The sequence below is a fragment of the Sphingomonas sp. genome (genome assembly GCF_040398505.1).
Taxonomy (GTDB): domain Bacteria; phylum Pseudomonadota; class Alphaproteobacteria; order Sphingomonadales; family Sphingomonadaceae; genus Sphingomonas.
Window position 1 is genome coordinate 1 of the sequence record NZ_JBBATX010000065.1, and the last position, 11,861, is coordinate 11,861.

Annotated in this window: 12 protein-coding genes and 1 pseudogene; 8 read left to right on the plus strand and 5 right to left on the minus strand. The window is 67.3% G+C overall.

Going from position 1 to position 11,861, the window contains the following annotated elements; all coding sequences use genetic code 11:
* Window positions 1-251, plus strand: a pseudogene (locus ABWP09_RS09370) (rRNA (cytidine-2'-O-)-methyltransferase); the annotation flags it as partial.
* Window positions 252-317: 66 nt separating this feature from the next.
* Here the strand turns inward: ABWP09_RS09370 and ABWP09_RS09375 are convergent.
* Window positions 318-692, minus strand: a complete 375-nt coding sequence (locus ABWP09_RS09375; protein WP_353204881.1) for an endonuclease domain-containing protein — start codon at window positions 690-692, stop codon at window positions 318-320.
* A gap of 325 nt (window positions 693-1,017) precedes the next feature.
* Here ABWP09_RS09375 and ABWP09_RS09380 point away from each other — a divergent pair, with 325 nt between their 5' ends.
* The 4 genes from ABWP09_RS09380 (at window position 1,018) to ABWP09_RS09395 (ending at window position 3,952) form a co-directional block, all read left to right on the plus strand.
* Window positions 1,018-1,422: a YraN family protein gene (locus ABWP09_RS09380; protein ID WP_353204882.1), complete on the plus strand. Its 405-nt coding sequence runs from the start codon at window positions 1,018-1,020 to the stop codon at window positions 1,420-1,422.
* A gap of 134 nt (window positions 1,423-1,556) precedes the next feature.
* Entirely contained in the window at window positions 1,557-2,507 is a 951-nt protein-coding gene (gene gshB, locus ABWP09_RS09385; RefSeq protein WP_353204883.1) for a glutathione synthase, read from the plus strand.
* Between the two features lie 118 nt (window positions 2,508-2,625).
* The gene (locus ABWP09_RS09390; protein ID WP_353204884.1) at window positions 2,626-3,237 is read left to right on the plus strand and encodes a DedA family protein; all 612 of its coding nucleotides are present in this window, start codon (window positions 2,626-2,628) and stop codon (window positions 3,235-3,237) included.
* 37 nt (window positions 3,238-3,274) lie between these two features.
* Window positions 3,275-3,952, plus strand: coding sequence for a type 1 glutamine amidotransferase domain-containing protein (locus ABWP09_RS09395; protein WP_353204885.1), 678 nt, complete (start codon window positions 3,275-3,277; stop codon window positions 3,950-3,952).
* A gap of 39 nt (window positions 3,953-3,991) precedes the next feature.
* Here ABWP09_RS09395 and ABWP09_RS09400 read toward each other — a convergent pair whose 3' ends face one another.
* The gene (locus tag ABWP09_RS09400; protein ID WP_353204886.1) at window positions 3,992-4,876 is read right to left on the minus strand and encodes a tyrosine recombinase XerC; all 885 of its coding nucleotides are present in this window, start codon (window positions 4,874-4,876) and stop codon (window positions 3,992-3,994) included.
* 100 nt (window positions 4,877-4,976) lie between these two features.
* Between ABWP09_RS09400 and ABWP09_RS09405 the strand changes: the two genes are divergently transcribed.
* The 3 genes from ABWP09_RS09405 (at window position 4,977) to ABWP09_RS09415 (ending at window position 10,340) form a co-directional block, all read left to right on the plus strand.
* Entirely contained in the window at window positions 4,977-7,166 is a 2,190-nt protein-coding gene (locus tag ABWP09_RS09405; RefSeq protein ID WP_353204887.1) for a primosomal protein N', read from the plus strand.
* 70 nt (window positions 7,167-7,236) lie between these two features.
* Window positions 7,237-8,811, plus strand: coding sequence for a hypothetical protein (locus ABWP09_RS09410; RefSeq protein WP_353204888.1), 1,575 nt, complete (start codon window positions 7,237-7,239; stop codon window positions 8,809-8,811).
* Window positions 8,808-10,340: a S1C family serine protease gene (locus ABWP09_RS09415; RefSeq protein ID WP_502959784.1), complete on the plus strand. Its 1,533-nt coding sequence runs from the start codon at window positions 8,808-8,810 to the stop codon at window positions 10,338-10,340. The genes ABWP09_RS09410 and ABWP09_RS09415 overlap by 4 nt, the downstream gene beginning before the upstream one ends.
* Before the next feature lie 2 nt (window positions 10,341-10,342).
* On the opposite strand, the gene ABWP09_RS09420 is transcribed toward ABWP09_RS09415, so the two are convergent.
* The 3 genes from ABWP09_RS09420 to ABWP09_RS09430 form a co-directional block, all read right to left on the minus strand.
* The gene (locus tag ABWP09_RS09420; protein WP_353204889.1) at window positions 10,343-11,218 is read right to left on the minus strand and encodes a CPBP family intramembrane glutamic endopeptidase; all 876 of its coding nucleotides are present in this window, start codon (window positions 11,216-11,218) and stop codon (window positions 10,343-10,345) included.
* A gap of 55 nt (window positions 11,219-11,273) precedes the next feature.
* Window positions 11,274-11,741: a DUF1203 domain-containing protein gene (locus tag ABWP09_RS09425; protein WP_353204890.1), complete on the minus strand. Its 468-nt coding sequence runs from the start codon at window positions 11,739-11,741 to the stop codon at window positions 11,274-11,276.
* 1 nt (window position 11,742) lies between these two features.
* On the minus strand, window positions 11,743-11,861 hold a 119-nt coding region (locus ABWP09_RS09430; protein ID WP_353204897.1), incomplete at its 5' end, for an MGMT family protein.

Below are 11,861 nucleotides of genomic sequence, written 5' to 3' on the forward strand. Positions count from 1 at the left end.
CAGGCACGCTGTCCGATCTCGCCGCCCGCTACGCCGACGCGCCGCCCAAGGGCGAAATCGTATTGGTCATCGCCCCACCCGGCGCCCCGGAAGCGGCAAGCGCGGCGGACGCCGACGCCGCGCTCGCCGAGGCGCTGACGCGGCTCTCGACCGGCCAAGCGGCGAGCGAAGTGGCCAAGGCGCTGGGGGTGGATCGCAAAGCGCTGTACGCGCGGGCGTTGGAGATAAAGGGGGTTGGCGAAGTTCGCTGACGCCTCGAAAATCCTCCCCCGCCAGGGGGAGGTGGCGCCGAAGGCGACGGAGGGGGAGGTCAGCGATCAGCCCTGAAACGGTCTCCGTCGCTCAATCGCGACCGCGATGATCTGGCGCGCAACGCTTTCCAAATCGCGCAGCACATCGCTCGCCGGATACCGAACGACGAGCAGCCCTCGCGCGGTCAACTCCAAATCGCGCCGCGCATCGCGTGCCGGCCGATCGCCCCGGCCATGCGCCTCCCCGTCCACCTCAATGGCGAGGCGTGCAGGCGCGCAATAGAAATCCAAGACATAGTCCCCGACCCCATGCTGCTTGCGGAAACGCAGCTCTTCGGCGTTTTGACGGAGTGCGAGCCAGAGCGCGATCTCGGGCGGGGTCATCTCATGCCGGAGCTTCTTGGCGTTTCGTTTCCCGCCGGGTGACCCTTCCAAGCGCATCGCCGACCTCCCCCTCCGTCGCCTTTGGCGACACTTCCCCCTGGCGGGGGAGGATTATGCAGCAACACTGGCTACCCACCAATCCCACACCTTCCCGCTGTCCTACGCACCCCCAATCTGTCAGCCTCGCCATCCGCTCTTTCAAACCGTCGAACCGCTCGCCAACCGCGCGCTCGAAAAACGGCGCCGATGGTGCGACTCGTGTGACTTTAGCGGCACTCGAACCGCCGAACACACCCGTCGATGGTGCGACTCTGTGCGACTTTAAGCCCCTGTTACTCCCCTCCCGCTTGCCGGAGGGGTTGGGGGAGGGGATGTCAGGGCGGTGCCTCGTCGCAACAGCCCCTCCCCTAGCCCCTCCCGCAAGCGGGAGGGGAATCCCAAGCGCCAAGCCGCCGAAGCCTCCGGCCGCCGCGGTGAACGACTCGCCGGGTGGTGGTTGCGACTGAAAGGCTGGCGCATCGTCGCGCGGCGCGTGCGCACGCCCGCCGGAGAGGTCGATCTGGTGGCGAAGAAGGACACGCTCGTCGCCTTTGTCGAGGTCAAGCTACGCAAGACCGCCGCCGAGCTCGATTTCGCGATCGACGAGCGCCGCCTGTCGCGCGTTGCGGCGGCGGCGGAATATCTGATGCCGAGCTATGCCGACCCCGGCGACGACATTCGCGTGGATGTGATCCTGATCGCGCCTGGGGTCAGGCCACGGCATATCGAAAATGCGTGGGTGCCATAAGGAAATCGTCACCCCGGCCTTGTGCCGGGGTCCACCGTGTCGCACATCCCGCCCTTGAACGATCAAGCGTTACCGCTTGCCGCTCGGTGGACCCCGGCACAAGGCCGGGGTGACGGGCGGAATGGAGAATGTGCATGTCCCTCACCGTCGCCGTCCAGATGGACCGGATCGCGCATATCAACATCGCGGGCGATTCGACTTTCGCGCTGATGCTGGCGGCGCAGGCGCGTGGCCACAACCTGTTCCACTACACCGCCGAGGACCTCAATTATGCCGACGGCCGCGTCTGGGCGAAGGCCGATCCGGTCACGGTGCAGCGCGTCGCCGGCGATCATTACCGCTTCGGCGACCCCGTCCAGCTCGATCTCGGCGACGAGGCCGACGTGATCCTGATGCGGCAGGACCCGCCCTTCGACCTCGGCTACATCACCGCGACCCACTTGCTGGAGCGGATCGCGCACAAAACGCTGGTGGTGAACGACCCGGCCAGCGTTCGCAACGCGCCCGAAAAGGTGTTCGTGCTCGATTACCCGCAATTCATGCCGCCGACGCTCGTCACGCGCAGCCTCGACGAAGCGCGCGCCTTCCTCGCCCGCCACGGCGAAATCGTCGTCAAGCCGCTCCACGGCAATGGCGGCAAGGCGATCTTCAAGGTCGGGTCCGACGGCGCGAACCTGTCGGCGCTGATCGAGGTGTTCAACACGATGTGGCGCGAGCCGCATATGATCCAGGCGTTCCTCCCCGCCGTGGCGAAGGGCGACAAGCGCATCGTGCTGGTCGATGGCGAAGTGGCGGGCGCGATCAACCGCTTGCCCGGCGAAGGCGAAATCCGCTCCAACCTCGCGGTCGGCGGCTCGGCGGTCGCGACCGAGCTGACCGCGAAGGAGCGCGAGATTTGCGCGGTGCTCGGGCCGGAGCTCAAGACGCGCGGGCTGCTGTTCGTCGGGATCGACGTGATCGGCGGCGAATGGCTGACCGAAATCAACGTCACCTCGCCCACCGGCATCGTCGCGATCGAGACGTTCGACGGGACCGATGTCGCGGGGATGATCTGGGACGCGATCGAACGCAAGGTCGCGGCGTGAACCCTCCGACCTCTTCTTGCTCCCCTCCCGCTTGCGGGAGGGGCTGGGGGAGGGCAGTGCCGGACGAGAGGTCCGTTAAGCGACAGCCCCTCCCGCAAGCGGGAGGGGGGAAGAAAGAATGACCGACTTCATCCTCGATCTCACCGCCTGGGGCGGCTATTTCGGTATTTTCCTGTTGATGGTGCTGGAAAATGTCTTCCCGCCCATCCCGTCCGAAGTCATTATGGGGCTGGGCGGGATCGCGGTGGCGCGCGGGCAGATGGCGATGCTCCCGCTCGTCCTCGCCGGAACGGTGGGCACCTTGGTCGGCAATTACTTCTGGTATGCGATCGGGTGGCGCTTCGGCTATTATCGGCTGCGCCCGTTCGTCGATCGCTATGGCCGGTGGCTGACGCTCGATTGGGAGCATGTGCTGCAGCTCGAACGCTTTTTTCTGCGGCGTGGGCAGTGGGTCGTGTTCGTGTTCCGCTTCATGCCCGCCTTCCGCACGATGGTCTCGCTGCCCGCTGGCATGGCGCGGATGCCAAATGCACGCTTTCTGCTGTGGACGGCGGCGGGTTCGGCGATCTGGAACACCGGCCTGGCCTATGCCGGCTATTATCTCGACAGCAATTTCCGCGAACTCGACGCGTTTATCGGCCCGGCGGCGATTGCCCTGACCGTCGCGATCGTGATTGGCTATGTCTGGCGGTTGCTGCGGTGGAAACCGCGCGGCGCCATCCCTATCTGACGGCAGTCGCGGGGGGATGACCGCTGGAGCAGCTACTATGAAAATTCTGATCGTCCTGACCTCGCACGACCAACTCGGTGACACCGGCGCCAAGACCGGCTTCTGGCTCGAAGAGCTGGCCGCGCCCTATTATGTGTTGAAGGCCGCCGGGGCCGACCTGACGCTCGCCTCGCCCAAGGGTGGCCAGCCGCCGCTCGACCCCAAGAGCGCCGACGAAAGCGCCAAGACCGACGATACGCGCCGTTTCGAGGCGGATGCCGAGGCCACCGCCCAGCTCGCGAGCACCGTCCGGCTCGATTCGGTCAAGCTCGCAGATTTCGACGCGATCTTCTATCCCGGCGGGCATGGTCCGCTGTGGGATCTTGCCGAGGATGCCACGTCGCGCGCGCTGATCGAAGGCGCGATCGCTGCGGGCAAGCCCGTCGCACTCGTCTGCCACGCGCCGGGCGTGCTGCGCCATGTGCAGGCCGCCGACGGCACGCCGCTGGTCTCGGGCAAGAAGGTGACCGGCTTCACCAATACCGAGGAAGCGGCGGTCGGGCTGACCGATGTCGTGCCCTTCCTGGTCGAAGACATGCTGACGCAGAAGGGCGGGATCTTTTCGAAGACCGGCGATTGGGGCGTGCATGTCGTGCGTGACGGCCTGCTGATCACCGGGCAGAACCCGGCATCGTCGGGCGCGGCGGCGACCGCCTTGGTCGAGGCGCTGGCCTAAGACCGTTCGGCACCCGGATCGCCTCCGGGTGCCGACCCGTCACGCCCGCGGATGCGCGTTGCGGTACACGTCGAGCAAATGCGCCGCATCGACTTGCGTATAGATCTGCGTCGAACTCAGGCTCGCATGGCCGAGCAACTCCTGCAGCGCACGCAAATCGGCCCCGCGCCCCAGCAGATGCGTCGCGAACGAATGCCGCAGCGCGTGCGGCGTGGTGCGATCGGGCAGGCCCAGCCGCACCCGCGCGTGCTGCACCGCGCGGCGCACCAGCCGCGGACTGAGCGGCCCGCCTTTGGCGCCGCGAAAGATCGGCGCATCGCGCGCGGTGCCATAAGGGTTCAGGCGGACATAGGCCTCGACCGCCTCGCGCACTTGCGGCAGCAGCGGCACGACCCGCGTCTTGTCGCGCTTGCCGCGCACGCTCAGCGTCGCGCCGAGCGGCAGCACCGCGCCGGTCAGCGACAGCGCCTCGGCCACGCGCAAGCCCGCGCCATAGAGCAAGAGCAACACCGCAAGGTCGCGCGCGCCGATCCACGGTTCGGTCGCATCCTCGGCGACATCCTCAGCCAGCGCGACCGCCTCATCGGGCGAAACCGGGCGCGGCACACCCTTCTTCACGCGCGGCCCCTTCAACCGCGGCGTTGCACCTTCGCCAGCGGCAAAGGCCAGAAACCCGCGCACCGCCGACAATTCGCGCGCAGCCGAGGCATTGCCGAGGCCCTCGCTGCGGCGGAGCGCGAGGAAAGCGCGCAGATCGGCGGTGTCGGTCCTGGCCAGCGCGGCACGATCGATCGCTTCGCCCCAATGCTGGCTGAGGAAGCCACACAGCCGCGTCGCAGTCGCCTCATAAGCACGCACGGTATGCACCGACCGCCGCCGGTCGCGCGCCAGGTGGTCGGCGTAGAGGCGGGGGAGGTCGGACATTGCGGGTGGTGTAGCGCAACGCCCGCCTCCGGTAAGCCCCTCCCCTTCAGGGGAGGGGCGAAACGACGCCCCCCTTCACCCCGCCCCCGCGACCCGCCATATGCACTCCATGTCCCGCGCCCGCGTCCTCGTCCTCAATTCTGCGCTTGGCCCGCTCGATTACCGCGTGCCGCACGGCATGAGCGTCGAGCCGGGCTCGGTGGTGATCGCCCCGCTCGGCCCCCGGCAATTGCTCGGCGTGGTCTGGGAGCCCGAGCGGATGCCGTCGGATGCCGAGGTCGGCGACAATCGCTTGCGCAACCTCGTCGGAGTCCTCCCGGTACCGCCGCTCGCCGCCCCTTTGCGCCGCCTGATCGAATGGACCGCCGATTATTATCTCGCCGCGCCCGCCGCGGTGGTGCGGATGGCCTTGTCCTCGACCTCGGCGCTCGAGGGCAGCAAGACGATCACCGAATATCGCGCGACCGGAGAGGTGCCAGACCGCCTGACCCCGCAACGCGAACAGGCGCTCGAAAAGATCGTCAGCTTTCAGGGGCTTATCCGCGAGCTCGCCGCGCTTGGCGAGGTGTCCGACGCGGTGATCCGCGGTCTCGTCAAGGTCGGCGCCCTCGAAGCGGTCGAAGTCGATATCGACAGCCCCTTCGCCACCCCCGATCCCGATTTCGCCGCCCCCGCGCTCTCCCCCGACCAACGCGCCGCCTCCGCCACGCTCGTCGCCGACGTCACCGCGCGCGCCTTCGCCCCCACCCTGCTCGACGGCGTCACCGGCTCGGGCAAGACCGAAGTCTATTTCGAGGCGGTCGCAGCGGCGATCCGCGAGAACCGGCAGTGCCTCGTCCTGCTCCCCGAAATCGCGCTGACCGAGCCCTTCCTCAAACGCTTCGCCGCGCGCTTCGGGGTTGCGCCGGTCGCATGGCATTCGGGCTTGCGCCAGTCGCAGCGCCGCCGCGCGTGGCGCGGCATCGCCAGCGGGCAAGCGCTGGTGACGGTCGGCGCGCGCTCGGCGCTGTACCTCCCCTACGCAAACCTCGGCCTGATCGTCGTCGACGAAGCGCATGAGACGAGCTTCAAGCAGGAAGAAGGCGTCCATTACCACGCGCGCGACGTCGCGGTGATGCGCGGCAAGTTCGAGGCGATCCCGGTGATCCTCGCCTCCGCCACGCCCGCGATCGAAACGCGCCAGCAAGTGGCACTCGGCCGCTACGCCGAGGTTAAATTGCCCGGCCGCTGGGGCGCCGCCGAAATGCCGAGCATCGCCGCGATCGACCTGATCGCCGAACCGCCAGAACGCGGTCGCTGGATCGCGCCGCGCTTGCTGACGGCGATGACCGAGACGCTGGCGCGGCGCGAACAGGTGCTGCTGTTCCTCAACCGCCGCGGCTATGCCCCGCTAACGCTATGCCGCACTTGCGGCCACCGCTTCCAATGCCCCAATTGCACCGCGTGGATGGTCGAGCACCGCCTCGTCCGCCGCCTCGCTTGCCACCATTGCGGCCATACCGAACCGGTGCCCAAGGTCTGCCCCGAATGCCAGAATGAGGACACGCTGGCAGCGGTCGGCCCCGGGGTCGAACGCATCGCCGACGAAGTTACCGCACTCTTCCCCGATGCCAAGATCGCGGTCGTCACGTCGGACACGATGTGGTCCCCCGCCAAGGCCGCCGAGTTCGTCGCGCGGATGGAGGCGCACGATATCGACATCGTCGTCGGCACGCAGCTCGTCACCAAGGGCTATCACTTCCCCAATCTGACTTTGGTCGGCGTGATCGACGCCGATCTCGGCCTCGACGGCGGCGATCTGCGCGCGAGCGAGCGGACCTTCCAGCAGATCATGCAGGTGGCGGGGCGCGCCGGGCGCGGGGCGAAACCCGGCCATGTCTATATCCAGACGCACAGCCCCGATGCGGCGGTGATGAAGGCGCTGGTGTCGGGCGATGCCGAGGCGTTCTACGCCGCCGAAACCGAGCATCGCCGCGAGGCCGGCGCGCCGCCCTTCGGGCGCTTTGCCGGGATCGTGGTGTCGAGCGAGGATCAGCCCGCCGCGCTCGAGACCGCGCGCCAGATCGGCCGCGCCGCGCCGAGCCAATACGCGATCGACGGGACGATGGAAGTCTACGGCCCGGCCCCTGCCCCGCTGGCGATGCTGCGCGGACGCCACCGCTACCGCCTGCTGGTCCATGCCAAGCGTGGGCTCGACGTGCAGGACGTGATCCGCGATTGGCTGGGCAGCCTCGACTGGCCCGCCAAGGTGCGCGTGGTGGTCGATGTCGATCCGTACAGTTTCGTGTGAACAGAGGATGGTACCGCGCTTGCGACCCGGCCTAACCCCCCGTACGATTGGCGCGAGAGGACTGACACCGATGTTTCGCAAAGCCTTGCTTCTCTGCGCATGCCTGATGCCGAGCGCCGCGCTTGCCGAATGGCAGGAAGCGAGTTCGCGCCATTTCGTGCTCTATTCAAACGACAAGCCCGAGCGGGTGCGCGCCTTCACGACCAGGCTCGAACGCTTTGACAAGGCGCTGCGCGTCCAGCGCGGGATGCCCGATGAGCCGATCAGCCCGGAGACACGCCTGACGGTCTATGTCGTCGACGATACCGACGACGTGCAAAAACTCGTGCGCGGCCAGGAAAACGTCGCGGGCTTTTACGAAGCCCGCGCGCATGCCGTGGCGTTTGTGCCGCGCCAGTCGGGCACCGCCAAGACCGATTTGAACGCGCAACAAATCCTGCTGCATGAATACACGCACCACTTCATGCTGAGCAATTGGACCAACGCGGCCTTCCCCGCCTGGTTCGTCGAGGGGTTTGCCGAATTCAATGCAACCGCAATCTTCCGCGACGATGGCGGGATCACGCTGGGTGCCGCGCCGCAATATCGCGCCTTTGGCATTTTCAACGCCGACATGTTGCCGATGGAGCGCGTGCTCAGCCCCAATCCCGGTCGCCTGAACGAAGAGCAGACCGACGTGCTGTACGGGCGCGGCTGGCTGCTGACGCATTATCTGACGTTTGAACCGAGCCGCGTCGGCCAGCTCGATGCCTATATCGCCGCGATCAACACCGGAAAGCCGATCGCCGAGGCGAGGCTCGCATTGAAGGACGTCGACAAGCTCGATCGCGTGCTCGACAAATATGCCGGGCAACCGCGCTTGCCCGCGCGCACGCTGACCGGGTCCGCGCTCGTGGTGGGCGAAACGACGGTGCGCGCGCTCACCCCGGCGGAGGCAGCGGTGATGCCCGCGCGCATCCGCTCCGCCGCTGGGGTCGGGCGCAAGCAAGCGCAAGCCGTCGTGGTGCTCGCGCGGCGCCTTGCCGCACCCTATCCACAGGATGCGGCGGCGCAGAACGTTTTGGCCGAGGCCGAATATGATGCCGGCAATTACGCCGCAGCCGAAGCGGCGGCGGACCGCGCGCTGGCTGCCGCGCCCACATCGATGCACGCGATGCTCTACAAGGGCATGGCGCTGGCGGCGACGGCGCGCGCCGCCAAGAAAACCGACGCTGCCACCTGGACCGCGGTGCGCCACTGGTTCCTCGCCGCCAACAAGGTCGACACCGAAGATCCGCTGCCCTTGACCTTGTTCTACGAGAGCTTCGTCGATGCCGACCAGGCACCAACCAGGAATGCCAATGCCGCCTTGCTCTACGCCTATGCGCTGGCACCCTACGATCTCGGGCTGCGGATGCAGGCCGGGCGCGTCTATCTGCAGCAGGGCAATGCGGCGGAAGCGCGCCGCGCGATCGTGCCGCTGGCGTACAGTGCGCATGGCAGCGGCGGCGACCGGATCCAGCAAGTGCTCGCAATGCTCGACGAAAAGGGTTCCGCCGCTGCTTTGGCCTTGCTCGACAAACCCGAGGCACCAAGCGATGCGAAGGCTGGGTCGGCAAGTGGCAAGGGTTCCAGCGATGGGCCTGCCGGACCCAAAAAACCATGATGCCGCTAGTCCGCTGGCTCTTGGCGCTAACGTTGGCCTGCACCGTTGGCCTCTCGGCGCCCGCCCGCGCCGACGATATCTCGGCGACCGGGCGCGGCGTCGTGCGCGTCGTGACGATCGCGATCGTCGATGATGAAGTCGTCGGCTTCGGCCATGGCAGCGGCGTCGCGGTCGCGCCCAACCGGATCGTCACCAATGCGCATGTCGTCGAACTGCTCGCCAAATATCCCGGCAATGTCGTGGTCGGGATCGTGCCGTCGGAGGGCAGCAAAAGCTATCAGGGCCGCGTGATCGCGGTCGATGTCGCGCACGATCTTGCGCTGATCGAATTCACCGGCACGCGCCTGCCGACCGTCGCGCTCTATACCGGGCCGATCGAGGAGGGCAGTATGGTGACGGCGCTCGGCTATCCCGGCAATGTTGATCTGGCGACCGCGAAATCGGCGGCGGACTATATCCATCCGCTCGCGCCGATCCGCTCCGAAGGCGTGTTTTCGGGGCGGCGGCAAATGACCGGCACCGACGTGCTGCTCCACACCGCACAGATTGCGCGCGGCAATTCGGGCGGGCCGTTGCTCGATCCGTGCGGGCGCGTGGTCGGGATCAATTCGGCGATCACGCGCGGCGACGAGGGGGATTCGAGTTTCGCCTTCGCCATCGCCAACACCGAAGTGGCCGCGTTCCTGAACAAGGCCAAACAGGCCTATGTCGCGATCGGCACCCCGTGCACCAGCATCGCCGACATCGAAAAGATCGATCAGGCCGCCGATGCGGAGGCCTCCGCCCTGGTCGATGCGACCAAGCGTGAGGCGGCGAGCAAGGCCGTGCTGGCGCGTGAGGCCGCACGCGTCGCTGCACGCGACGCGGCCGACCGCCACCGCGAGAATATCATGGGGCTGGCGGTGCTGCTCCTCGTGCTCGGCGCGATGGCGGTGGGGACCGGCGGCTTGCTCGATGCGCAGGCGCTGCGGCGCGAGGCGATCTGGGCGTGGGTGTTGGGCGCGCTGGTGATGGCGGGCGCGATCGTGCTGTTCGTGCTGCGCCCGACCGGCGCGCCCGTCCTGCCCGAAGCCGTTGCCGCCGCGCGCCAGCCGTCCGCGCCGCCCGTCTCCTCGACCGCGCCGCTCGGCAAGATGCTGTGCCGTTTCGTGCCCGAACGCAGCCGCGTCGTATCGTCCACCACACAGGACGTGACGATCGATTGGGGCGAGGCCGGCTGCATGAACGGCCGCGCGCAATATGCTGAAAATGGCAGCAAATGGGACCGCATTCTTGTCCCGTCGGAGGAGCAGACCGTGTCGGTGCTGCAATTCGATCCGGCAACGCGCGGCTATACCAATGCGCGCTATTTTCTGAGCGCGGAGCAAATGGACGATTTGCGCAAGATCCGCTCGACCGTGAAGCTCAAGGCCTGTTCGCCCGACGAGGCAGGGCGCGCCAATCTGGCGACGCAGCAAGCGGCGATCCGCACCGCGCTACCGGCGCGGCCGAATGAACGGATCGTCTATGCCTGTACGGCGGCGGAATAGGGTCAGCGCCGCGCCCAGAACGGCGCGACGATCTTGCCGCGGCGGTAGGCGATGGCGAGCAGGGCGATGCCGAACGCGACGTTGACGATCAGCGCGACAAGCGATGCCTCTGCGCCGAACGCCCCGCCGGTCAGCCATTCGGGCCCGCGCATATCGGGGCGGAGCAAGCCCTTCTCCTCGAAGCCGGAGACCGCGACGCCGTAAATTCCGCCTTGCGCGAAGTTCCACGCGGCGTGCAGCCCGATCGCTGCCCACAGCCGCCGCGTCACCATATACAGCGCCGCCAGCATCACCCCGGCCTCAAGCGCGATGGCGAACCCGGCGAACAACGTGGCGTTGGGATTGCCAAGGTGGAGCACCCCGAACAACGCTGCCGACAAAGCCAGCGCGATCCAGCTGCCGAGCCAGCGCTCGATCAGCCGGAAGAACAGCCCGCGCAGCACGATCTCCTCGCCGACGCCCGAAAAGATCGACAATGCGACCGACGGGTACAGCACCGCGAACGATCCATAGCCAATCACGCGATAGCCGCCGAGCAAGGCGATGATCCCGATCACGACCGAGAAGAGCGCGACGCCGAGCAGCAAGCCGACGCCAAGCTCGCCCGCCCAACCCTTAGCGCCGAATTCGGACACCGGGCGTCGTTCGATCAGACGGACGAAGGCGACATAGGCACCGGCGACCAGCGCCGCAAAGGCGGCGGCTTGCAGCATTTCGACCGGATTGTTGTGCAGCGGCGGGACGATGCGCGCGAGCACAGCGGCGGTCACATTGCCTGCCATCACGAACACGAACCCGATCACCAGCAGCACGAGTGGGAAGTGGATCACCCGCCAGACTTTGCTGTTCGGCGGCGTATTCGGTTCGGTTGGTAGCATCATGATCCCCCTGCTGTGCCATACCCGTAACACGCGAGGGTCGCTTGGCAACCGCTCAGTCGCGGTCGATCCGCGCCGCGAAACAGCCGGGCTTCGCATTATGGACGTGCAGATAGGCGACCTGCGGACGACCGAGCCAATCGCGCGTCAGGGCGTCCAGCGCGACACCGTCGATCACATCGGCCTCAACCATCATCCCGGCAGCGTCGAACGCGCGCACCGACAGCAAGCGTCGGCTGAGCTGTTCGGGAATGCGATCTTCATACACCGCCGCCGCCGCCGCGCCTTCCCTGACATAGATCGCATGGCTCGCGCGGTAGGGCGACGCGACCGGCAGATGCTCGTAATTGAGCAGCAGCAAAGCCTCGCCCGGCTCGGCATCCTCCAGCGTTACGCGGCAGGGAAAGCCCGGCTTCGCGTCGGCGAAGCGGCGGACGACCTGACGCTCGGCGAGTGCCGCATCGGGGAGCCCGAACAAGGCTGCAAACGGTATCGGATCGAGCCCGCGAAGGACATAGGTCATGTCATTTGACCCCTTCGCGCGTCCTGAGCGCCACTTTGCGATCGATCCCGTAAGCGTAGCCGCCGAGCGTCCCGTCGGTGCGCTGCGCACGGTGGCACGGCACGATGATCGACACCGGGT